A 22,488-nucleotide genomic window follows, 5' to 3' on the forward strand; every position below is an offset into this window, starting at 1 on the left:
ACAGTTCCTTGGGCCTGCAGCCCGAGAAGAGGGTGCGAAGAATTCTGACACAAAGGCCCTTGCCGCGTACTCGGCGACACTCGGGCCCGTCGCTATGGACACGATAGAGCAGATTCATCTTCCGCAGCGCTGGCAAGCGGCCGAGGTGTGGCGCCAGTTGCCGGTGCTGGCCCTGGAATGGCTGCGGCGCCGGGACCTGTCGGTGCGCGATGCGGTGCTGCTGCTGCCGTCGGCGGATCTGCTGCCGCCGGCCCGCCAGGCCTTCGCGCTGCAGGGCGGCTGGCAGCCGCGCATCGAAACGCCGCGGACCTTGGCGGACTCGCTCGGGCCGGCGCCCGAGGTGCCCGCCGGGGCCCCGACTGGCGACGTGGCCATCGACCGCCTGCTGGCCACTGCGCTGCTGGCCCCGCTGTCGGGCGTCGCCGACTGGCGCCGGCGCGATCCGGCGGCCTTCGAGCAGGCCATCGGGGACCTTGTGCAGGCCGCCCATGCGTTGAAGCGCGCAGCCCAGGCCCAGCCGCCGGCCGCGCGATCGGACTGGTGGCGCGCGGCCCGGCGGGTGGTCGAGGGCCACGCGGGTCCAGCGCCGATGGCGCAAGGCCTGTCGGGCGATCTGGCCCGGCTGGCCCTGGCCTGGGCGGCGATGGCTGGCGACCCGGCGACCGATCGCCTGTTTGGCTGGCGGGCATCGGCGTGGATGCAACTGTGCGCGGGCGGTGACGACGTATTGGGCAGCGCGGTCTTGCGGAACGCGGCACAGGCGGGCATGCCAGCGCTGCGCCTGGTGGCCGATGCGCCCGACGATGCGCCGTTTGCCGCGGCGCCGAGCCCCACCCTGTGGCGTGCGGCCGAGGCCGAGGAAGAAGCGCTGGCCGCGGCGGGCGCGGTGATCCAGCACCTGACGGAGGGTCGCTCGCCGGTGGCCCTGGTGGCCGAAGATCGCCTGCTGGTGCGGCGCATCCGCGCACTGCTCGAACGTGCACGGCTCCATGTGGCCGACGAGTCCGGCTGGACCTTGTCGACCACCCGCGCCGCGGCGCACTTGATGGCGGTGCTGCGGGCCGTCCGGCCATCGGCGCGCCCCGATGCACAACTGGATGGCCTGAAGGCCGAGGCCGCGCCGGAAGCCGCCGATTGGATCGACGCGCTTGAGGCCTATTGGCGCCGCGGTCAGCCGGCCGACGAGGCCCGCGGTGCGCGCCTGCAACAAGCCCTGGCGCAGTGGGAGCAGACGCGGGACCGCTGGCAGGCCTGGGCGACGCCGCCACGCAGGGCGCTGGCTGCCTGGCTGCAGGCCTTGCGGGGGCTGCTGCTCGAGGCGCCCTCGGCGGGCCGCTGGCGGGCCGATCCGGCGGCAAGAGCCGTCTGGCAAGCCTTGCGGCTGGACAGCGCGTCCGCTCGTGGCGACGTCGATGCGATGCCACTGCACCTGGACGACTTCATCGCCTGGGTCGACGCCACCTTGGCTGCCGGCAGTTACATCGCGGCGGTCGACCGCGAAGCTGCGCAAGTGGTGATCACGCCGCTGGCGCGGGCGATCCTGCGGCCGTTCGGCGCCGTCGTGGTGCCGGGGGCGGACGAGCGCACGCTGGGCCCGCCGCCCGCCGCACCCTCCTTGCTGGGCGATGCGCTGCTGCGTGCACTGGGCCAGCCCGATCGCGAAACGCGCGCGCTGCGCGGCGCGCTGGCCTTCGCGCAGTTGCTGCGCGAGCCGCAGGTGCTGTTGCTGCGCCGCGTGGCCGAAGGCGACGAGCATCTGGGGCCTTCGCCCTGGATCGCCCGATTGCAGCTCGCGCGGCATGCGCAGGGCTTGCCATTGCTCGAGGAAACGTCCGCGCCCCTGCACTGGCGCACGCTGCAGCCGGCGCCCGTCTTCCCGCCACGACCCAGCGCCGCGGGCGCACTGCCGCCAGCCATCAGTGCCAGTGCGCTGGAGGCGCTGCGGACCTGCCCCTATCGCTTCTACGCGCGCTCCGTGCTGCGCCTGTTCGAAGCCGAGGAGCTGGCGCAAGACCCCGGCAAGCGCGACTACGGCACCTTGCTGCATGCGGCGCTGCAGCGGTTCCACGATCAGCGTGTGGAAGGGCAAAGCCCGGCTCAGGAAGCCGCGCGGTTGATTGCGCTGGCCGATGACGTCGCCGCCGAGAGCGGGCTCGACGGCCCGGCCATGTTGCCGTTCCGCGCCGGCATGGGCGATTTCGCGGCACGCTACCTGCACTGGCTGCTGCAGCGCGACGCCCAGGGCTGGTCGTACCTCCAGGGCGAGGTCGAAGCGCGCTGCGCCCCGCCCATGCTCGGGGGCCTGCAGCTGCAGGGCCGCATCGACCGCATCGACCGCAAGGGCGCCGAGCGGCAGCTGATCGACTACAAGACGGGCAGCCAGGCCGGCTTGAAAGAGAAGCTGCGCGAGCCCTTGGAGGACACGCAACTGGCCTTCTATGCCGCGCAGGTCCTGAGTTCCGACCATCCGCCGGACGCACTGGTGGCTTGCTATCTGGGGCTTGACGAGCGTGATGGCATTGCCGAGCTCCCGCATCCCGATGTGGCCGCCAGCGCCGAAGCGCTGCTGCAGGGCCTGGCCGGCGAATGGTCCCGGCTGCAGGCCGGCGAGCCGCTGCAGGCGCTGGGCGAAGGCATGGCCTGCGACTTCTGCGAGGCGCGCGGTCTGTGCCGTCGCGACCATTGGGCCGCCATGCCGGAAGGAACGGACCAGCCATGAGCACCGACACCGCGGCCTTCCACGCCGACGGCGCGCCGTGCACGCGCGAGGCCTTCTACGCGATTGCCTGCGATCCGGCACGCAGCGTTGTCGTGCAAGCCTGCGCCGGGGCCGGCAAGACCTGGATGCTGGTGTCGCGCATGCTGCGCGCACTGCTCGATGGCGTGCGACCGCAGGAGATCCTGGCGATCACCTTCACGCGCAAGGCCGCTGGCGAGATGCGTGAGCGCCTGAACGGCTGGCTGGCCGAGTACGCGCTGGCCACGGCCGCAGACCGGGTGCAGGCCTTGCGCGATCGTGGCATGGGTGCGGCCGATGCCGAGCGTCTGCAGCCGGTGCTGGCGGGACTGCAGGCGCGCGTGCTGGCCAGTGGCCGCGCGGTGGACATCCAGACCTTCCATGCCTGGTTCTCGCAGTTGATGCGGGCGGCACCGCACGAGTTGCTGGATCGCCTGGGCCTGCAGCCGGGCATGGACTTGCTGGAAGACACCAGCGAACTGCAGCCCGAACTGATGCGCCGGTTCCATGCGGCTGTGGCGGCCGATGCAGCCGCGCTGGCTGACTACACCGCATTGCTGCAAGGCCATGGCCGCAACCGACTTGCGGCCTGGCTGGCCACGAGCCGGGACAAGCGCATCGAGATCGAGCTCGCCGACGACGCCGGCCGCATCGACAGCTCGGTGCCGCCTGCCATGCCCGATGGCCGCGATCCGATGCTGCGGATGCGCGACGATCCGGCGCTGCGGGCGCAGCTGGAGGCTGCCGCGCGCCGGCTTGGCCCCGGTGCCAGCAAACAGCGCGATGCGGCCGAGGGCCTGCGCGCCGCACTCGAGCAGACCGACACGGTGCTGGCCTTCGACAGCGCGTGGCAAGCCCTCTTCACCAAGAAGGGCGATCCGCGCAAGCTGGGCGACCACCTTGAAATTCAGGCCGCGGTCGAGGCCTTGCAGACCTTGCAGGCGCAGCGCAATCAGCAGCGAGCGCATGACGACCACCTGGCCATGCTGCGCCTGTCGCGCCTGCTGCTGCGCGAGTGGCGCGCGTTGAAGCGCCTGCGTGCGGTGGCGGACATGCCGGACCTCGAGCGCTGCGCCCTGGCGCTGCTGTCGGACCCGGTGCTGTCGGGTTGGGTCCAGCAGCGGCTCGATACGCGCATCCGCCAGGTGTTGATCGACGAGTTCCAGGACACCAGCCCGCTGCAATGGCACGCGCTATCGGCCTGGCTGTCCTCGTATGCCGGTGCTGGCGGTGGCGCCAGCGGGCAGCGGCCGCCGTCGGTGTTCATCGTCGGCGATCCGAAGCAGAGCATCTACCGTTTTCGCCGAGCCGAACCGCGCGTTTTCGATGCCGCGCGCGAGTTCGTCCGCACCGGCCTGGAGGGATCGGTGCTCGAATGCGACCACACGCGGCGCAACGCGCCGGGCGTGATCGCGGTGCTGAACCAGGTGTTCGGCGCGGCGGAGATGGCCGGCGAGTTTGCAGGTTATCGGCCTCATAGTACCGAGGTGACCGAAGGCCCGTCGCCGGCACTGCAGGCCTTGCCGGAAGCCGAGCGCGCGGCCCGAGCCAAGGCGGCAGCGCCCGAAGCGCCGCGCTGGCGCGATTCGCTCACCGAGCGGCGCACCGAGCCCGAGCAGCTGTTCCGCCGTGCCGAGGCCGCGCAGGTCGCCGCAGCGGTGGTTGAACTGCTGGCCCGCGGGCAGGCCCCGGGCGAGATCATGGTGCTGTCGCGCAAGCGGGCCGGGCTGGCGCTGGTGGCCGAGGAGCTCCGCTTGCGGCAGGCGCCATGCATGGCAGGCGAAGAGCTGCGGCTGGCCGATCTGCCGGAGGCGAGTGACCTGATCGCGTTGCTCGATGCGCTGGCATCGCCGGCACATGACCTGGCGCTGGCGCAGGCCCTGAAGAGCCCGCTGTTCGACGCCAGCGATGCCGAGCTGCTGGCGTTGGCGCAGCGCGCACGCGCCATCGGACTGCCCTGGCAGCGTGCGCTGGCGCGCTGGTCCGAAGCGCCGCCATCGCTGGCCCGCGCACGTGACCTGCTCGCCGGCTGGCGCGCGCTGCTGCCGGTGCTGCCGCCACACGACCTGCTGGACCGCATCGTGCACGAAGGGGATGTTCCGGCCCGCCTGGTGGCCGCGGCGCGGCCGGAACGCCGCGGGCTGGCGCTGCAGGCGGTGCGGGCCTTGCTGGCGCAGTCGCTGGCCCTGGACGGTGGACGCTATGCCACGGCCTACAACTTCGTGCGCGCGCTGCGGCAGCGGGCGCTGCGGGTCAGCGCGCCGGCCCAGGCCGATGCGGTGCAGTTGCTCACGGTGCATGGCGCCAAGGGCCTGGAGGCCGAGGTGGTCTTCGTGCTCGATGCGGACGCAGAACCGCCGCGTGCCGGACAGGCCGGCCTGATGATCGACTGGCCGCTGCATGAACGGGCACCCGCCCGTGTGGCCTTTGTCGCCAGCGACAGCCGCGTGCCGCCCAGCCTGCAGCCGCTGGACGCCGCCGAAGCGATGCTGCAGGCGCGCGAGGACCTGAACCTGCTCTACGTGGCGATGACGCGGGCTCGCCAACGCCTGGTCGTCAGCCGCACGCCAGCGCGCAGCCCGAGTCCGCGGGCCTGGTGGCCACGGCTCGCGCCGCTGGCCAGCCCCTGGTCGCCCGATCTGGCGCGCCAGGCCGTCGAAGGCTCCACGCTGCCGAAAGTGCCTGAACTGCCCCCTGCGCCGCCGGGGCCCACCGCCTCGACCGCGCCGGAGGCCCCCGCGGACCCGACTGTCGACGAAGCGGCCGCCCGGCGGGGTCAGGCGGTGCACCGGGTGCTCGAGTGGGCGGCGCAGGGCGACCTGCGACGAGCCGACGTGTCGGCACTGGCGCGCTCGGCCGCGCAGGCCTTCGAGGTGCCGGACGATCAGGTGGCCGCGGTGGCGCAGGCGGCTGCCGAGGTGCTGGGTGCGCCACAGCTGGCGCCTTTCTTCGACGCCGCTGCCGTGCGCTGGGCCGGCAACGAAGTACCGGTGGCCGTGGCCGGCCGCAGCCTGCGCATCGACCGTCTGGTCCAGTTGAAGGCAGACGGCTGCTGGTGGGTGCTGGACTACAAGCTCAACACGGCCCCCGAGCGCCTGGCCGAGAACCGCGAGCAGTTGCGCCAGTACCGTGCGGCGGTGAGGGCGCTGCAGCCGGGCGAGACGGTGCGCGCGGCCTTCATCGCCGGCGGCGGGCGGCTCGTCGAACTGGACTGAAGCGTGATCTGGTGCCGGTTCACCCGGCTGTTCCAGGTATCGGACGGTCACACTCTTCGGTCCAATCGGCTGCATCACCGCGTCTTGCGCCCATGTCCGCTTCGCCCTTGCTTCACCAACCAGCCGCCCGGCCCAATGCCGTGCGCAACTTCGGCCGCTTTCAGCTGCTGCAACTGCTGGGCAAGAGTGCGCGCACGATGCTCTGGCTGGTGGCCGACCCGCGCAACGACCAGGAACTGGTGCTGGCGATGCCGCGACAGAGGCCTGCGGATGCCTCGGCACTCGAGCGCTGGCGCCAGGTGGCCCGCAAGGCCGCGCGCATCGATCACCCGGCGCTGGCCCACGTGGTCGAAGTCGGTGAACACGAGCAGTGGCCCTACATCACCTATGACCGCGGCAACGCGGTGACCCTGGCCGAGTGCCTGAGCAGCAAGGGCATGGCGGCACAGGAATTCGTGCCGCGCGCGATGCAGGCGCTGCAGGGCCTGGCTTTCGCGCACGACGCCGGCATCGCGCACCAGGACTTGCAGCCCAGCATGGTGCTGATGTGCGAAGGCCATGGCTGTCGCGTGATGGGCCTGGGCGTGGCGATAGCCCCGACCGAGCTGGGCGTGAGCGCCGGCACGCTGCATGGCCAGCGTCAGGCCGCCGAGCGCGACCTGCTGGCCTTCGGCCTGGTGATGCATCACGCACTCTCGGGCCAGCCGGCGCTGGACCTGGCCGATGTCTGCGCGGTGATCGAGCGACTGCCGCCCCTCGGGCGCGAGATGGTGCGTCTGCCCTGGGGCACCGCGCACCAGATTCCCGAGGTGCTGCGTGCCATCGTCAACCGCGCCACCGATCGCCAGGAGCGCCAGCGCTACCGCAATGCCCGAACCTTTGAGCGCGCGCTCGAGGGCTGGTACAGCAATGAAGGCGAGCAGGGTGGCGGCGCGACGGCGCAGTTGATGGACCGCATCCGCGCCAATGGTGTCCTGCCGGCGGTGCCCGGCGGTGCCGCGCGTGCGGCCCGGCTGGCGTTGATGGAGCGCGAGCGCACGATCGAGCTGGCCGAGATCGTGCTGCAGGACACCGCGCTCACCTTCGAGATGATTCGCCTGGTCAACAGCGCGCAGGTGCGCGGTGCGATGGCCGTCGGCAGCGGCCCGGTGCTGACGGTGCGACGCAGCATCGCGATGATGGGATTGGACGGCGTGCGCCGCGCGGCCTTGTCCTTGCGCCAATGGCCGGGGCCGCTGAACGAGGAGCAGGCGATCGAGCTCGAGCGGGTCTTCGATCGGGTGCGTCGTGCCGCGCGCATTGCCCAGTGGCTGCGCCCCGCTGGCTACGATGCCGAGGTGGTGTTCCTGGTGGCGATGCTGCAGAACCTCGGTCGCCTGATCGTCCAATATCACTTTCCGGACGAGGCGCAGCAGATCCGACGGCTGATGCAGCCGGCGCCCGCGGCCAAGCAGGGCGAGCCGGACGAGCCGGGCATGAGCGAGGAGAGCGCGTCCTTCGCGGTGCTGGGCACCGACCCCGAAACGCTGGGGGCCGCCGTGGCGCGCCAATGGGGCCTGGACGAGTCGGTCTTGCACATGGTGCGGCGCGTTGCCGTGACCAGCCCGATTCGGTCCGCCGAAACCGACGACGAAGTGCTGCGCCTGACCGGCAGCTGCGCCAACGAGGTGGTGGACGCCACCGGCCTGCCGGCGGCCCAGCAGGCCCCCGCCCTGCAGCGGGTGGCGCAGCGCTATGCCCGTGTGCTGGGCCTGACCCTGCGCGACATCCAGCTGTCGGCCCAAGGCATCGCGCCGGGATCGGTGGAGGATGACGCGCCGCGCGCGTCGCAGCTGGGAGGCCTGCATTGAGTGCCGTGAGCATTCCCGTGCGCAGCGGACGCCGGATAGGCCGCTTCAAGCTGGCCGAGGAACTCGGGCGCGGCGCACAGGCCACGGTCTGGCTGGCGCACGACGAGCGACTCGACCGCGACGTTGCCCTGAAGCTGCTGAGCCCTGACGCCGACACCCTGGCGGTGAGCCAGTGGCTGCACGAGGCGCGCGCGGTGAGCCGTCTGGCGCATCCGCACATCGTGCCGGTGTTCGAGGCCGACGAGTACGAAGGCCAGCCCTACCTCGTGTTCGAGCTGGTGCGTGGCAAGCCCTTGTCCGACATGCTCAAGCGCAAGGGCGCGATGGCCGGCCGCGATGCCGGCGCGCTCCTGCTGGGTGTGCTGGACGCATTGCGCGTGGCACACGAACAAGGCATCGTGCACCGCGACCTCAAGCCCTCGAACATCCTGATCGACGCCGACGGCCGCGCACGCGTGATGGACTTCGGCATCGCGGCGCGCGCGGCCGACACCAGCGACGGTCGCATCGTCGGCACGCCCGGCTACATGTCGCCCGAAGCGGCGCGCGGCCTGCCGCCGTCGCCGGTGATGGACGTGTTCTCCGCCGGCATGGTGCTGGCCGAGCTGCTCGCAGGCAAGCCGCTGCTGCGGGAGAAGGACCCGTACCGAGCCCTGCATCGGGTGGTCAACGAGGACATGGCCCTGCCCGAGGGCGTGTCAGTCGACGACGGCCTTCGCGCGGTGGTGCAGCGCGCGCTCGCGCGCGATGCCGCGCTGCGCTACGACAGCGCCGCCGCGATGCGCGACGGGCTGCAGGCCTGGCTTCAGCCGCAGCAGGCCGACGCCGCCGCAGCCAGTTCGAACGGCACGCTGGACTTCCTGCTGCGCCGCATGCGGCACAAGAGCGACTTTCCGACGCTCTCGGACTCGGTGGTGCGCATCCAGCGCATCGCCACCTCCGAAAAGGAAAGCCTCAACAGCCTGGCCGGCGAGATCCTGAAGGACGTGGCACTGACCAACAAGCTGCTGCGCATGGTCAACACCGTGCACTTCAGCAGCGCTGGCGGCGGCTCGATCAGCACGGTGTCGCGCGCGGTGGCGCTGGTGGGCTTTGCCGGCATCCGCAACATGGCCCTGTCGCTGGTGCTGCTGGAGCACATGAAGGACAAGGGCCACGCCAGCCGCCTGCGCGAGGAGTTCCTGCGCTCGCTGATGGCGGGTCAACTGGCCAGCGAACTGACACCCAATGCACGCGACAGCGAGGAAGCCTTCCTCGGGGCGATGTTCCACAACCTCGGCAGGTTGCTGACCGAGTACTACTTTCCTGAAGAGGCCCAGACGATCCGCGAGCAACTGCAGTCGGCCGCACAGCGCGGCGACGCGCAGCAGCCCTCGGCCGCCAGCGTGTCCGAGCGGGTGCTGGGCATCGGCTTCGACAAGCTCGGCATGGGCGTCGCCAAGTCGTGGGGACTGCCGGACAACCTGCAGCGGTGCATGCTCGGCAGCGAGGGCGAGCCGCCTAATCGCGCAGTGGAGCGCGGACCCGATCGACTGCGCTGGCTGGCAGCGGCGGCGAACGAGGCGGCCGACGCGATCCTGCGCAACGAGCCCGAGCACCTGTCCAGCAAGCTGGCTGCCGTGGTCGAGCGCTTCGGCAAGGCCCTGGGCCTGGGCAGCAATGAGTTGCAGGCGGCCGCCGCCAGTGCGCGGCAGAAACTGGCCCAGCTGGCACCGGCCATGGGCCTGCAGTTGCCAGCCGGTAGCGCCGCGCAGCGCATGCTGTCGGACAGCGCCAAGCGTGCGCCCAAGGAAGCCGGCGACTCCCTCTCGCCCTACGAGCTGCACGCCACGATGCCGCTGCCGGCATCGGGTGCGGCCCTGGACCCGTCGAACGCGCCGACGATGGTGCTGACCACGCCCGAGCGCACCGCCGAACTGCTGGCTGCCGGCATTCAGGACATCACCAACACCATGGCGGGTGAGCAGTTCCGGCTGAACGAAGTGCTGCGGATGATCCTGGAGACCATGTACCGCAGCATGGGATTCCAGCGCGTGGTGTTCTGCCTGCGCGATCCGCGCAGCGGCTGCCTGCTGGGCCGCTTTGGCCTGGGGGCGCAGGCCGAAGCGGTGGCCAAGGTCTTCAATGTCGACCTGCGCAAAGGGGCGACGCCAGACCTTTTCAATGCCGTGTGTCTGAAGGGCGCCGACACCTTGATCGCCGATGCCCGCGCCGGGCACATCGCCCAGCGCCTGCCGCCCTGGTACGGCAAGCAGGTGAATGCGGCTTCATTCCTGCTGCTGCCGATGACGATGAAGAACGCCCCGTTCGCACTGATCTACGGCGACAAGGCGTCGCCAGGTGAACTGGCGCTGGGCGAACGCGAACTTGCCTTGCTGCGGACCCTGCGCAACCAGGCGGTCATGGCGTTCCGGCAGGCCGGCTGAGCCAGAACCCGCTGCCCAAAAGCAGAACGGCTGCCCGAGGGCAGCCGTTTGCGCACTGGCGACCAGCGGAAGAATTACTTCTTCGTGGCGGCTTCGCCGGCCGGCGTGGTGGTGCCTTCCTTCACAGCCTTCTTGGTCTCGGCCTTGACTTCGGCGCGGGACTTGTCCGACTTGCCTTCGGCCGCGGCGGCCGGAGCGCCTTCACCGGCGGGAGCGGTCTTGTGCTCCTTCACGGCCTTCTTGGTTTCGGCCTTGACGTCCGCACGGGCCTTGGTCGACTTGGCGGCGGGGGCAGCAGCGCCAGCCTCACCGGCCGGGGCGGTCTTGCCTTCCTTCACGGCAGCCTTGGTTTCGGCCTTGACTTCGGCGCGGGTGGGCGCAGAAGCGCCTTGCGCGTAGGCGCCTTGGGCGAGAACGGCCACAGCGGCGGCGATCAGCGAGAGAGCAGTCTTCATCTTCATCAGCAACTCCTGGTTGGATATGAGGGGGGGCACTACGCGATGGAGCCAGAACGCTCGGACCATCAACCCTCATCTGGTCGATACGCCTTCTCGCTGTGAGCGCGACAAGGGAGCGAGGCCTCTATCACGCATCATAACGTTGCGGGTTCGTGCGGGTTGACTTGGGGGGGCCGCAACCGCCACCGCGCCCGCGCGGCGGGACGAAACCGTTGCGCCGATGCCGCACTTGGCGGAACCGAAGGGGGTGAGGCGGGTGACGAGCCTTGCCCTCGGCACTGGTCGCAACGGTTAGGGCTGCTTCGTTCCCGACCTGACCCGGTTGGCCGCGCTTCCATGCGAGGAGGCCCGTCACCGCCGATTGTAGGCGAGTGGGCGACCGCGCCCGGGTCAGCGCAGTTGCAGGTCGTCGTCGCTGAAGCGGATGCCCAGCGGATCGATCAGCAACTGCTTGGGTCCCGCCTCGACGACGCCGGCCACACGCGCGCCGACACCCTGGGCGAGCGCGATGTCGACGGTGCGCTGCGCGTCGCCGGCGGCCACGAAGAGCGCGAAGCCGGCGCCCATGTTCAGGGTGCTGTAGGCCTCGCGATCGTCCTGATGCGCATGCTGCTGGATGAACCGCAGCACGGGCGTCACCTCGGGCACCGTGTGGACGCGGTAGGTCAGCGCGGCCGGGTGACGCAACAGCTTGCGCCAGCCGTGGCCGGTGATGTTGGCGCAGTAGTGCGGTGCGATGCCGGCTTTCCAGAGTGCCTCGGTCACGGGCGAATACAGCACCGTGGGCGCCAGCAGTGCCTCGCCATAGCTCAGCCCCGGCAGTACCGGTGTCAGCCAGCCCTGCGGCAGGCGCTCGACCAGCTTGCGCGCCAGGCTCAGCCCGTTGGCGTGGATGCCGCTGGAGTCCAGCAGCACGATCGCGTCGCCGGGGCCCAGCTTGTCGCCGACCGAGAGCCGCTCCTTCGGGTTGATGAGGCCGGTGCAGGATGCGGCAAGGTCAATGCGCCCGGCTTCGACGATGCCGGCCAGGGCCGGGGTCTCGCCCCCACCCCAGGCCACACCGCAGGCATCGCAGGCCTTCTTCCAGCCTGCCACCAGTGCCTGCGCGCGCCGGGCATCGCCAAACCAGTCCGATCCGCCGGCGGCCCAATAGGCCTGCACCACCAGCGGCGTGGCGCCGACGGTGATGAGGTCGTTCACCGCCATCGCGATCGTGTCCTGCGCGATGCCGTCATACCAGCTCTTGCCGGTGAGCCGTGCCATCTCGTCGGCCACCATCGCCTTTGAGCCCAGGCATTCGACGATCGACGCGATGTAGAACGGGCCGACATCGACGACATAGGCCGATTCGCCCCGCGAGGCCTTCACCTCGCTGAACCCATGGGCCGCGAGGTGGCCGGCGGTGGCGGCAGCCGCGCGCTGCGCGCTGACTTTCAGCGGGTCAATCAGGTCGTAGTTGACGCCGGCCTGTTCATAGCTGAGCGTGGCACTCTGCGCCTCGGAAGCGATCGGTTTCATGGCGCGGATTATCGGCGAGCGCCCGTGGCCGGACCGCTGGGCCGCCGGTACCCGGCCCGTAGAATGATTTGGATGAACCATGTCGTCCTGGCCCGCAAGTACCGGCCCCGCAGCTTCGATCAGATGGTCGGGCAGGAGCATGTGGTGCAGGCGCTGGGCAATGCGCTGACCAGTGGCCGGCTGCACCATGCCTACCTGTTCACCGGAACGCGTGGCATCGGCAAGACGACGGTCAGCCGCATCCTCGCCAAGAGCCTCAACTGCACCGGACCGGATGGCCAGGGCGGCGTCACCGCCCGGCCTTGTGGCCAGTGCCTGGCCTGCACCGAGATCGATGCCGACCGCTACATCGACTACATCGAGCTCGACGCCGCCTCCAACCGCAGCATCGACGAAATCCGCGACTTGATCGAGCGCGCCGCCTACAAGCCCAGCGTCGGCCGCTACAAGGTCTTCATGATCGACGAGGCGCACCAGCTCACCAAGGACGCGTTCAACGCGCTGCTGAAGACGCTGGAGGAGCCGCCCGAGTACCTGAAGTTCGTCCTGGCCACGACCGACCCCGAGAAGATGCTGCCGACCGTGCTGAGCCGCTGCCTGCAGTTCAACCTGCGGCCGATGCCGCCCGAGGTCGTGCATGCGCATCTGCAGGCCGTGCTGGAGGCCGAGCACGTGCCGGCCGACGCCGGGTCGCTGCGCTTGCTGTCGCGGGCGGCACGTGGCTCGATGCGCGACGCCTTGTCGCTCACCGATCAGGCCATTGCCTACGGCGCCGGCAAGCTGGACGAGGCTGGCGTGCGGTCGATGCTCGGAAGCGTCGACCGCCGCCACGCGGCGCGGCTGGTGCAGGCGCTGGCGGAGCGCGACGGCGCCGCAGTGCTCGCCACGGTGAACGAACTGCGCAGCCTGGGCCTGTCTGCTGCCGGAACGCTGGAAGAGATGGCGGGGCTGCTGCAGCAGATGGCCGTGGAGCAGGCCGTGCCGGGCGCCCTCGACGAGAACGATCCGGACGTTGCCGAAGCGCAGCGCCTGGCGTCGCTGATGCCGGCTGACGAGACCCAGCTGCTGTACAGCATCGTCCTGCATGGGCGCGGCGAGCTGAGCCTGGTGTCCGACGATTATGCGGCGCTGACGATGGTGCTGCTGCGCCTGCTGGCCTTTCCGCCGGCCGGCCCGGCGCCCGTGCCCGCGCCGCGGGCAGCACCGCTGCAGGTGACCCCGCGTGAAGCACGCCTGAGCACGGCGCCGCGGCCCGCCGTGGCGCCACCGCCGAAGGCGCTGCCGGCAGCGGCAAGGCCGCCGGCGCCGGCTGCGACACCCGCGCCGCGGTCCGCTCCTGACGTTGCGCGCGCCGTCGCGCCGCGTGACGACGAGCCGCCCCCGTGGGTCGATGACGCGCTGCCGGAGGTCGACGCCGACGCAGCACCGATGCCCGCGTTCGACGAACCGCCGCCGAGCTCGCCCAAGCCTGCCGCGCCGGCACTGGTGACGACGGCGCTCGGCGACCGCTGGGCCGCTTTGCTGCAGCCGGTGCTGGCCAGCGGTGCAATCGGTGCGCTCGTGCGCGAGCTGGCCTGGCAGGCCGAGCTCGTAGGAGTCGAGGCGCAAGCCGACGGCGCGCAGCTGTGGCGCCTGAGTGTCGAGCGCGACAGCCTGCGCACGCCGGCGTTGCGCGACAAGCTGCAGGCCGCGCTCGTCGCCGCCGGCGCTGCCGGCCTGCGCCTCGAGCTGGAGCCCGGCGTGGCCGCCGATTCGATGGCGCGCCGCGATGCAGCCGAACGCGAGGCCGCCCAGCGCGCCGCCGAGCAGCTGATCCAGGGCGATCCGGCGGTGCGGGCACTGATGTCGCAGTTCCGTACCGCCCGCATCGTGCCGGGCTCGATCAAACCCGTTTCCGAACCGAGGACACCATCATGATGAAGAACCAACTCGCCGGTCTGATGAAGCAGGCGCAGGCGATGCAGGACAACCTGCGCAAGGCCCAGGAAGAGCTGGCGACGATCGAGGTCGAAGGCCAGTCCGGCGCGGGCCTGGTGAAGGTGCTGATGACCTGCAAGCATGACGTCAAGCGCGTCACCATCGATCCCAGCCTGCTGGCTGACGACAAGGACATGCTCGAAGACCTGGTGGCCGCGGCGATCAATGATGCGGTGCGCCGCGCCGAGGCGACCACGCAGGAGAAGATGGGCAAGCTCAGCGCCGGCATGCCGCAGATCCCGGGCATGAAGTTCCCGTTCTGAGAGAACGGCGCGCGTGGCCGAACACAGCCTCGAGGCGCTGATCGAAGCGCTGCGCCGTCTGCCCGGCGTGGGCGTGAAGTCGGCGCAGCGCATGGCCTTCCACCTTCTGCAGCACGACCGGGAGGGCGCGCAGAAGCTCTCGGCTGCGCTGCAGGCCGCGGTGCAGGGCGTCCATCATTGCGCGCGCTGCCACACCTTCACCGAGGCCACCCTGTGCAGCACCTGCCTTGATGGCACGCGAGAAGCGCGTCAGCTGCTGGTGGTGGAAACGCCGGCCGATCAGGCGGCGATGGAGCGCACCGGCAGCTACCGCGGCCTGTACTTCGTGCTGATGGGGCGGCTGCGGCCGCTGGATGGCGTCGGCGTGGGCGACATCGGCGTTCAAGCCCTGCTGGAACGCGCCAGCGACGGCGTGGTGCAGGAAGTGATCCTGGCCACCGGCTTCACCGCCGAGGGCGAGGCCACGGCCCATGTGCTGGCGCAGGCCTTGAAGGCGCGCGGCCTGTCGGTGACACGGCTGGCACGCGGCGTGCCCGCGGGCAGCGAACTGGAATACGTCGACCTCTCGACACTGGCGCATGCCCTGAGCGACCGGCACTGAGCCGGGCGCCACGCAGCGCCCCATGGCTGCTGCACGGGCGCCGCTTCAGTTCTGCGATACGCGCGTGCGCGCTGCGGGACCGGGCTTGGTGATGCGCCGACCAGTCGCACCGCCGGGACGGGCGGCCACCCGCACCGGCTTGCTGCTGGCGCTGGGCGCAGTATTGGCCACCACCACCTGGATCAACTGACCCGGCTTGAAGCTGCTGTGCACCGAGGTCTTGTTCCACTGTGCCACCTGGGCCGGCGAGACCTTGTAGCGCCTGGCCACGGCGGCCACCGTGTCGCCCTTCTTGCCGGCCTTGAAACTCACGCGGCGGGTGGCGGGGCGGTCCGGCGCCAGGGCCAGCATCGCATGGTCGGCAATGTGCTCGGCCACGTCTTCATGACGCTTCGCATCGCGCGGCACCAGCAGGGTCGAGCCGGCTTTCACCAGCATGCCGCGCGGGATGTGGTTCACATCGCGCAACTGGGCCTCGCTCATGCCCACCAGGCGCGCGGCTTCGGCCGGTTTCACCGTCTTCGGCGCGACCCATGCCGTCCAGCTGGCCAGCGTGCCCTTGTACTGGCCGAGCGCCCGCACGAAGGTGTTGGCATTGTCGTAGGGCAGCAGCACCTGCGGCGTGCCGGCGGCCAGGATCACCGGCTTGTTCATCTGCGGGTTGAGCTGACGGAACTCTTCCTCTGGCAGGCCGGCCAGGCGTGCCGCCAGATCGACATCGAGGTCGCGCTGGATCGGCACGGACAGGAAGTAGGGGTGGTTCTGCAGCGGGGGCAGCGCCAGCGCGAAGGCGTCGGGCCGCAGCACGATGTTCTTCACCGCCTGCAGCTTGGGCAGGTAGTTGCGCGTCTCGTCCGGCATGCGCAGGCTGGTGTAGTCGCTGCCCAGGCCCTGCCGCTGGTTGCGCGCGATGGCGCGCTGCACGTTGCCCTGACCCCAGTTGTACGCGGCCAGCGCCAGCTGCCAGTCGCCGAACATGCCGTACAGCGATTGCAGGTAGTCCAGCGCGGCGCGGGTGGAGGCCAGCACGTCGCGCCGGTCGTCGCGGAACACGTTCTGCTTCAGGTCGAAGTCGCGGCCCGTGCCGGGCACGAACTGCCACATGCCGGAAGCCTTGGCGCGTGACATCGCCTCGGGGTTGTAGGCGCTCTCGATGAAGGGCAGCAGGGCCAGCTCGGTGGGCATGTTGCGCTTGCCCAGCTCTTCAAGGATATGGAAAAGATAGCGGCCGCCGCGTTCGGTCATGCGCTGGACGTAGTCGGGACGGCTGGCGTACCACTGCTCCCACTTGCGCACGTAGTCGTTGTCGAGCTCGGACATGCCGAAGCCCTGGCGCACGCGGCCCCACAGGTCGACACGCGCAGTTTGGTCGTTAGGGTCGATGCGGGCGTCGGGCCGCAGCGGGTCGATCGCCACTGCGTCGGGCTCGGGCTCGGCGGGCGTGGCGGCCACCGGCTCGGGCACCGGCGGCGGGGCAGGATCTGAAGCAGGGGCGACGACAGGCGGCGGTGCAGGGGGCGAGATCGGTTCGGGGGTGGTGGCACAGGCCGCCAGCAGCAGGGCGGCCAGGGCCGTGGGGATCAGGCGGTGCACGTGTGTCATCGTCTCGGGTTCTTCCATTCCTGCCAGTGCAGGACACTGGCTTCATCGGCAAGCCGATGGGGCATCACTAGAATGGCGGGCTGCGCGTTGGGGGACTCGGCAAACAGGGCGATCATGGTCATGACGCGCGAGGCTTCGATTATAGAGTTGGCCCAGTGGCTGAACAGCCCGCCTGGCCGCTACCTGCTGGCCTGGGAGCAGGTCCAGCTCGACCATGGGGTCGCGGACCGCTTCGGCTTCAATGCCCTGCAGCTGGGTCTGTGCGAACTGGACGGCCTGCGCGCCAACCGCATGCCGCAGCGCTGGGTGGCCAGCGACTCGCTGTACGTGCCTGAACGCGTCGACCTGCCGCCGGTGGAGGATGGCCTGAGCACGCTGGCGCCGCATGCGCCGCTGGCCTTGCACTGCGAGTTCGATGCGCTGCCGTTTCCGAACCAGAGCCTGGACCTCGTGGTGCTGCCGCACGCGCTGGAACTGGCACGCGATGCACACGACACGCTGCGTGAAGTGGAGCGCGTGCTGGTGCCCGAAGGACGCGTCGTGATCACGGGCTTCAACCCGACCAGCCTGTGGGGCCTGCGCCAGACGATGGGGCGCGCCATGCGGCGCGTGGGCCTGGGCGGGTCGCTGTTCCTGCCGCAGGGGGGCGAGTTCATCGGCTACTGGCGCCTGCGCGATTGGCTGCGGCTGCTCGGCTTCGAGGTCGAGATCGGTCGCTTCGGCTGCTGGCGCCCGCCGTTCCGGACGCAGCGCTGGCTCGATCGCGGGCAGTGGATCGAGGCTTCGGGCGAGCGCTGGTGGCCGGTGCTGGGCGCGGTGTACGTGCTGGTGGCGGTGAAGCGCGTGCGAGGCATGCGGCTGGTAGGCCTGGCCCGACGCCAAGCCGGCAAGAAGGCGGCTGCCCCGGCGGTGGTGGCCAATCGGGAGGGGCGCAGATTGCGAGAGTTGCAGCGGGAGACGATGGAGTGAACGAGACGGTGGTGATCTACACCGATGGTGCCTGCAAGGGCAATCCGGGACCGGGCGGATGGGGTGCCTGGATGCGCTGGGGCGAGCACGAGAAGGAGTTGTTCGGCGGCGAGGCGCTGACCACCAACAACCGCATGGAGCTCACCGCGGTGATCGAGGCGCTGAGGGCCTTGAAGCGGCGCACGCCGGTGGCGATCTACACCGACAGCGAGTACGTGAAGAACGGCATCACCAGCTGGATCCACGGCTGGAAGTCGCGCGGCTGGCGCACGGCGGACAAGAAGCCGGTCAAGAACGTCGAACTCTGGCAGAAGCTCGATGCGCTGGTGGCCCAGCACGATGTCAGCTGGCATTGGGTGCGCGGCCACACCGGCGATCCGGGCAACGAGCGGGCCGACCGCCTGGCCAACCGCGGCGTCGAGCAGTTGCGCCGCGGCTGACTGCGCGCGGGCCGGCCTGGATTGCGGATCCAGGGTATTCATACGACGTTACATTGCGAGGTTCGCTGAAACTCCGGGTCCGATGAAGAAGGTTCACACGACGATCGTGGTGCTGGCGTTGGCCGGCGCCGCCCTGGCCGCCTGGTGGCTGCAGAACCGGCCGGTTGCCGGTGCTGGCGGTGCGGCCAACCGGGGCGCGGCGGCCACTGCGCCCCGAGCCCCTGGTGGTGCCGGTGGTCCGGTGGCGGTGGAAGTCGGCAGGGCCGAGCAGGTGCGCCTGGAGGACGATGCGCAGGCCGTCGGCTCGCTGCGGTCGAACCAGGGCGTGATGCTGCGGCCCGAGGTCAGCGGCCGCATCCTGAAGCTGGGGTTTGCCGATGGGCAGCGCGTGAGGCGCGGACAGGTGCTGGTGCAGCTGGACGATGCGCTGCAGGTGGCGCAGCTGCAGCAGGCCCAGGCGCAGGCCGGCATTGCACGCACGAGCCTGCAGCGCAACCGCGAGCTCGTGGCGCAGAACTTCGTCAGCCAGAGCGTGGTCGACCAGGCGCAGGCCGCACTCGAGGTGGCCGAGGCGCAGGTGGCGCTGGCGCAGGCCCAGCTGCAGCGCATGAAGGTGGTGGCGCCCTTCGATGGCGTGGCCGGCATCCGAAACGTCAATGTCGGCGACTACGTCAAGGACGGGGCAGACCTCGTGCAGGTCGAGGACATCTCCACCATGCTGGTGGACTTCCGACTGCCCGAGCGCTACCTCGCGCAGCTGAAGACGGGCCAGGCCGTCAGCGTCAACCTCGATGCACTGCCGGGCAGGAACTACGTCGCCCACGTCGAAGCGGTGGACTCGCAGCTCGATGCGAGCGGCCGTTCGCTGCTGGTGCGGGCGCGCGTCGCCAACACCGCGGCCGAATTGCGGTCGGGCATGTTCGCCCGCACCCGGGTGGTGTTCGGTGTGCGCGAGCAGGCCATCGTGGTGCCGGAAGAGGCGCTGGTGCCGCAGGGCGACCAGCAGTTCGTCGTCAAGGTGGTCGATGGACCGAACGGCAGCAAGCTGAGCCAGCGTATCGAGGCCCGGGTCGGCGCGCGCCGGGCCGGCCGTGTCGAGATCCTGCAGGGCTTGAAGCAGGGCGACCTGCTGGTCACGGCAGGCCAGGCGCGCCTGATGCGGGGCGACGCGCAGCCGTTGCGCATCGTCGAGCTCGGCGACAAGGCCGGCGGATCGGCCAAGCCCGCGGCGTCGCGTGCCGGCTTGGCCGGCAGCGCGTCCTGACGGAGGGCAGGGCGCCATGAAACTCTCCGAAATCTCCATCCGTCGCCCGGTCTTCGCGACGGTGATGTCGCTGATGCTGCTGCTGGTTGGCGCGGTGTCGTATACCAAGCTCAACGTGCGCGAGTACCCGCGCATCGACGAGCCGGTGGTCACGGTCAGCACCCGCCTGGTGGGGGCTTCGTCCGAGGTGATCGAGTCGCAGGTCACCAAGGCGCTGGAAGACTCGATTGCCGGCATCGATGGCGTCGACATCCTGACCTCCATCTCGCGCCAGGAGTCCAGCCAGATCAGCGTGCGCTTCAAGCTCACGAAGGACCCCGATGCTGCGGCCGCCGACGTGCGCGACCGCGTCGCCCGCGTGCGCAGCCGCCTGCCTGAGGCGGCCGATGAGCCGGTGGTGGCCAAGGTCGAGGCTGACGCCTTCCCGGTGATCTGGCTGGCGTTCACCAGCGAAACGCTGTCGCCGCTGGAGATCACCGACGTGCTCAACCGCATCGTCAAGCCGCGGCTGCAGACGATTCCCGGTGTGGCCGACGTGCCGATCTTCGGCGAGCGCAAGTTCGCGATGCGCATCTGGCTCGACCCCGACAAGCTCGCCTCGTACAGGCTGACCACGCTCGACGTGGAAGACGCGTTGCGACGCCAGAACCTCGAGGTGCCAGCAGGCCGCATCGAAAGCCAGCAGCGCGAGTTCAACGTCACCGCGCGCACCGACCTCAACACCGAACGCCAGTTCGCCGAGGTGGCGCTGAAGGTCGTCAACGGCTTCACGGTGCGGCTGAAGGACGTCGCCCGCATCGAGCAGGCGCCAGCCAGCGAGCGGCAGAGCGTGCGCTTGAACGGGGTGCCCTCGGTCTCGGCCGGCATCATCCGCAATGCCACGGCCAATCCGCTGGACATCTCGGCCGGCATCCGCGAGGCGCTGCCCAAGGTGCAGCTCGACCTGCCACCGGGCCTGAAGGTGCAGATCGCCAACGACAACTCGGTGTTCATCGAACGCTCGGTCAAGTCGGTCTACAAGACCATCGGCGAGGCGGTCGCGCTGGTGGCGCTGGTGGTGTTCGTGTTCCTGCGCACCTTGCGCGCCTCGGTGATTCCGCTGGTGACCATTCCGGTGAGCCTGATCGGCACCTTCGCGCTGATGGCCGCGGCCGGCTTCACGATCAATACGCTGACCTTGCTGTCGCTGGTGCTGGCCATCGGCCTGGTGGTCGACGATGCCATCGTGGTGCTCGAGAACATCTTCCGCCACATCGAGGAGGGCGATGGCCACCTGATGACGCCGTTCCAGGCGGCGCTCAAGGGCGCCAAGGAGATCGGCTTCGCGGTGATGGCGATGACGCTGACCCTGGCGGCGGTGTTCGCGCCGCTGGCCTTCACCCCCGGGCGCACCGGTCGGCTGTTCGTCGAGTTTGCGCTGGCGCTGGCGGGGGCGGTGATCGTCTCCGGCTTCGTCGCGCTGACCTTGACGCCGATGATGTGCAGCCTGCTGCTCAAGCACAACCCGAAGCCGAACTTCTTCGACCGCGGCATGGAACGCGTGCTGGTGTGGATCACCGCGCGCTACACCACGGCGCTGCGCTTTGTGCTGGGCCAGCGCTGGATCGTGCTGCTGGTGATGCTGGCCTGCGGCGGCGGCAGCTGGTGGCTGTTCACGGGCCTGCGCAGCGAACTGGCGCCGATGGAAGACCGCGGCATCGTGCTGGGCTCGATCAATGCGCCCGATGGCGCGACGCTGGAGTACACCGCCCGCTATGGCCGCGAGATCGAGCGCATCGCGGCCGACTATCCGGAGCTGGACCGCGTGTTCGTGTCCTCGGGCAACCCGACGGTGTCGCAGGCGATCTCCTTCATGGGCGCCAAGGACTGGTCGGAGCGCAAGCGCAGCACGCTGCAACTGGCGCGCGAGATGCAGGGCCGGTTCGCCGGACTGCCCGGTGTCAACGCCTTCGCGTCGACGCCGCCGAGCCTGGGGCAGGGCTTTCGCGACCGGCCGGTGAACTTCGTCGTCGTCACGAACGATAGCTACCAGAACCTCGCTGCTGCCACGCAGCGCATCCTGGCCGAGATGGGCAAGTACCCGGGCTTCGTGGCGCCCGACGTCGACCTGCGGCTGAACAAGCCGGAGCTGTTCCTCGAGGTCGATCGCGATCGCGCGGCAGACGCCGGCGTCAGCGTCGACCAGGTGGCGCGCACCGTGGAAACCATGCTCGGCGGCCGGGCGGTCACGCGCTACAAGCGCGGCGCCGACCAGTTCGACGTGCTGGTGCAGACCTCGAACTCGGGCCGCACCACGCCGGAGGACATCGAGAAGCTCTTCGTGCGCGGCCGCAACGATGCGATGCTGCCGCTGTCCTCGCTGGTGAAGGTGCGCGAATCGGTGAGCCCGCGCGAGCTGAACCACTTCAACCAGCGCCGCTCGGTATCGATCACCGCGAACCTGGCGCCGACCTTCTCGCTGGGCGAGGCCTTGACGGTGATGGACGACATCTCGCGCCGGGTGCTCGAGCCCGGCTACACCACCGAGCTGAACGGCGTCTCGCGCGAGTTCCGTTCGTCCAGCGGCGCGCTGGCGCTGGTGTTCGTGCTGGCGCTGGTGTTCATCTTCCTGGTGCTGTCGGCGCAGTTCGAAAGCTTCGTCGACCCCTTCGTGATCATGCTGGCGGTGCCGCTGTCGATGGTCGGTGCGCTCGGCGCCATCCAGCTCAGTGGCGGCACACTGAACGTGTATTCGCAGATCGGCTTGATCACCCTGGTGGGCCTGATCACCAAGCACGGCATCCTGATCGTCGAGTTCAGCAACCAGTTGCGCCAGCAAGGTCGGGCGACGGTCGAGGCAACGATCGAGGCGGCTTCGCTGCGACTGCGTCCGATCATGATGACCACCGGCGCAATGGTGCTGGGCGCGCTGCCGCTGGCGCTGGCCACCGGCGCCGGTGCCGAGAGCCGCCAGCAGATCGGCTGGGTGATCGTCGGCGGCATGAGTGTTGGCACGCTGCTGACGATCTTCGTCGTTCCCACCGTCTACACGCTGTTCGCGCGCCGCGGCGTGCCCGGCGAGAACACCACCCCGGCGCTGGAAGAAGTCCCCGTGGGCGCGCATTGAGCAGGCCGCACCGGCCGGTGGCAGCCGTGGTGCTGTGCGGCGTGGGATCGTGCCAACATCTG

The 22,488-nt window shown here is 70.1% G+C and carries 15 protein-coding genes and 1 other RNA gene; 11 read left to right on the forward strand and 5 right to left on the reverse strand.

Annotated elements, in window-relative coordinates; translation table 11 throughout:
• Window positions 1-94: 94 nt before the first annotated feature.
• From ACILR4_RS21340 to ACILR4_RS21355, 4 genes are all read left to right on the forward strand, one after another.
• On the forward strand, window positions 95-2,719 hold the full coding sequence (locus ACILR4_RS21340) for a PD-(D/E)XK nuclease family protein (protein WP_395702895.1): 2,625 nt from the start codon (window positions 95-97) through the stop codon (window positions 2,717-2,719).
• Window positions 2,716-5,952, forward strand: a complete 3,237-nt coding sequence (locus tag ACILR4_RS21345) for a UvrD-helicase domain-containing protein (protein WP_395702896.1) — start codon at window positions 2,716-2,718, stop codon at window positions 5,950-5,952. The genes ACILR4_RS21340 and ACILR4_RS21345 overlap by 4 nt, the downstream gene beginning before the upstream one ends.
• A gap of 92 nt (window positions 5,953-6,044) precedes the next feature.
• A complete protein-coding gene (locus ACILR4_RS21350) occupies window positions 6,045-7,802 on the forward strand; it encodes a serine/threonine protein kinase (RefSeq protein WP_395702897.1) in 1,758 nt (585 codons plus the stop codon).
• A gap of 5 nt (window positions 7,803-7,807) precedes the next feature.
• Window positions 7,808-10,228 carry a protein kinase domain-containing protein gene (locus ACILR4_RS21355; RefSeq protein WP_395702921.1) on the forward strand — a complete coding sequence of 807 codons (2,421 nt, stop codon included), beginning with the start codon at window positions 7,808-7,810 and terminating at the stop codon, window positions 10,226-10,228.
• Between the two features lie 74 nt (window positions 10,229-10,302).
• Here ACILR4_RS21355 and ACILR4_RS21360 read toward each other — a convergent pair whose 3' ends face one another.
• The 3 genes from ACILR4_RS21360 to ACILR4_RS21370 all read right to left on the reverse strand — a co-directional run bounded on the left by ACILR4_RS21360 (window position 10,303) and on the right by ACILR4_RS21370 (window position 12,204).
• Complete coding sequence (locus ACILR4_RS21360) at window positions 10,303-10,689, reverse strand: DUF4148 domain-containing protein (RefSeq protein WP_395702898.1); 387 nt, start codon at window positions 10,687-10,689, stop codon at window positions 10,303-10,305.
• Between the two features lie 252 nt (window positions 10,690-10,941).
• Window positions 10,942-11,039: signal recognition particle sRNA small type (gene ffs, locus ACILR4_RS21365), an RNA gene on the reverse strand.
• Between the two features lie 37 nt (window positions 11,040-11,076).
• Window positions 11,077-12,204 carry an AIR synthase related protein gene (locus ACILR4_RS21370; RefSeq protein ID WP_395702899.1) on the reverse strand — a complete coding sequence of 376 codons (1,128 nt, stop codon included), beginning with the start codon at window positions 12,202-12,204 and terminating at the stop codon, window positions 11,077-11,079.
• Between the two features lie 72 nt (window positions 12,205-12,276).
• Between ACILR4_RS21370 and dnaX the strand changes: the two genes are divergently transcribed.
• Genes dnaX through recR form a run of 3 tightly spaced genes read left to right on the forward strand, consistent with a single transcriptional unit; the run spans window position 12,277 to window position 15,045 of the window.
• Window positions 12,277-14,121 (forward strand): DNA polymerase III subunit gamma/tau, encoded by a 1,845-nt coding sequence (dnaX, locus tag ACILR4_RS21375; protein WP_395702900.1) that lies wholly within the window; start codon window positions 12,277-12,279, stop codon window positions 14,119-14,121.
• A complete protein-coding gene (locus ACILR4_RS21380; RefSeq protein WP_395702901.1) occupies window positions 14,118-14,444 on the forward strand; it encodes a YbaB/EbfC family nucleoid-associated protein in 327 nt (108 codons plus the stop codon). The genes dnaX and ACILR4_RS21380 overlap by 4 nt, the downstream gene beginning before the upstream one ends.
• 13 nt (window positions 14,445-14,457) lie before the next feature.
• On the forward strand, window positions 14,458-15,045 hold the full coding sequence (gene recR / locus ACILR4_RS21385; RefSeq protein ID WP_395702902.1) for a recombination mediator RecR: 588 nt from the start codon (window positions 14,458-14,460) through the stop codon (window positions 15,043-15,045).
• A gap of 45 nt (window positions 15,046-15,090) precedes the next feature.
• Here the strand turns inward: recR and ACILR4_RS21390 are convergent, their stop codons facing one another.
• Window positions 15,091-16,647 carry a transglycosylase SLT domain-containing protein gene (locus tag ACILR4_RS21390; protein ID WP_395702903.1) on the reverse strand — a complete coding sequence of 519 codons (1,557 nt, stop codon included), beginning with the start codon at window positions 16,645-16,647 and terminating at the stop codon, window positions 15,091-15,093.
• Window positions 16,644-16,769 carry a hypothetical protein gene (locus ACILR4_RS21395; RefSeq protein ID WP_395702904.1) on the reverse strand — a complete coding sequence of 42 codons (126 nt, stop codon included), beginning with the start codon at window positions 16,767-16,769 and terminating at the stop codon, window positions 16,644-16,646. Before ACILR4_RS21395 ends, ACILR4_RS21390 begins: the two co-directional genes overlap by 4 nt.
• Here ACILR4_RS21395 and ACILR4_RS21400 point away from each other — a divergent pair.
• The 4 genes from ACILR4_RS21400 (at window position 16,768) to ACILR4_RS21415 (ending at window position 22,426) form a co-directional block, all read left to right on the forward strand.
• Complete coding sequence (locus tag ACILR4_RS21400; protein WP_395702905.1) at window positions 16,768-17,616, forward strand: class I SAM-dependent methyltransferase; 849 nt, start codon at window positions 16,768-16,770, stop codon at window positions 17,614-17,616. The genes ACILR4_RS21395 and ACILR4_RS21400 overlap by 2 nt on opposite strands.
• A complete protein-coding gene (gene rnhA / locus ACILR4_RS21405) occupies window positions 17,613-18,056 on the forward strand; it encodes a ribonuclease HI (protein ID WP_395702906.1) in 444 nt (147 codons plus the stop codon). The genes ACILR4_RS21400 and rnhA overlap by 4 nt, the downstream gene beginning before the upstream one ends.
• 82 nt (window positions 18,057-18,138) lie before the next feature.
• Window positions 18,139-19,320 (forward strand): efflux RND transporter periplasmic adaptor subunit, encoded by a 1,182-nt coding sequence (locus ACILR4_RS21410; RefSeq protein ID WP_395702907.1) that lies wholly within the window; start codon window positions 18,139-18,141, stop codon window positions 19,318-19,320.
• Between the two features lie 16 nt (window positions 19,321-19,336).
• Window positions 19,337-22,426, forward strand: a complete 3,090-nt coding sequence (locus ACILR4_RS21415; protein WP_395702908.1) for an efflux RND transporter permease subunit — start codon at window positions 19,337-19,339, stop codon at window positions 22,424-22,426.
• The last annotated feature ends 62 nt before the right edge of the window (window positions 22,427-22,488 follow it).

Origin of the sequence: Aquabacterium sp. (assembly GCF_044226965.1) — a bacterium.
In the GTDB taxonomy this organism is placed as follows: Bacteria; Pseudomonadota; Gammaproteobacteria; order Burkholderiales; family Burkholderiaceae_C; genus Pseudaquabacterium.

Coding starts and splice junctions, on each gene's coding strand:
- ACILR4_RS21415 (WP_395702908.1), top strand. CDS start 19,337: ATGAAACTCTCCGAAATCTCCATCCGTCGCCCGGTCTTCGCGACGGTG.
- ACILR4_RS21360 (WP_395702898.1), bottom strand. CDS start 10,689: ATGAAGATGAAGACTGCTCTCTCGCTGATCGCCGCCGCTGTGGCCGTT.
- ACILR4_RS21395 (WP_395702904.1), bottom strand. CDS start 16,769: ATGACCATGATCGCCCTGTTTGCCGAGTCCCCCAACGCGCAGCCCGCC.
- ACILR4_RS21370 (WP_395702899.1), bottom strand. CDS start 12,204: ATGAAACCGATCGCTTCCGAGGCGCAGAGTGCCACGCTCAGCTATGAA.
- ACILR4_RS21350 (WP_395702897.1), top strand. CDS start 6,045: ATGTCCGCTTCGCCCTTGCTTCACCAACCAGCCGCCCGGCCCAATGCC.
- ACILR4_RS21400 (WP_395702905.1), top strand. CDS start 16,768: ATGACGCGCGAGGCTTCGATTATAGAGTTGGCCCAGTGGCTGAACAGC.
- ACILR4_RS21410 (WP_395702907.1), top strand. CDS start 18,139: ATGAAGAAGGTTCACACGACGATCGTGGTGCTGGCGTTGGCCGGCGCC.
- ACILR4_RS21380 (WP_395702901.1), top strand. CDS start 14,118: ATGATGAAGAACCAACTCGCCGGTCTGATGAAGCAGGCGCAGGCGATG.
- ACILR4_RS21345 (WP_395702896.1), top strand. CDS start 2,716: ATGAGCACCGACACCGCGGCCTTCCACGCCGACGGCGCGCCGTGCACG.
- ACILR4_RS21390 (WP_395702903.1), bottom strand. CDS start 16,647: ATGACACACGTGCACCGCCTGATCCCCACGGCCCTGGCCGCCCTGCTG.
- ACILR4_RS21340 (WP_395702895.1), top strand. CDS start 95: ATGGACACGATAGAGCAGATTCATCTTCCGCAGCGCTGGCAAGCGGCC.
- dnaX (WP_395702900.1), top strand. CDS start 12,277: ATGAACCATGTCGTCCTGGCCCGCAAGTACCGGCCCCGCAGCTTCGAT.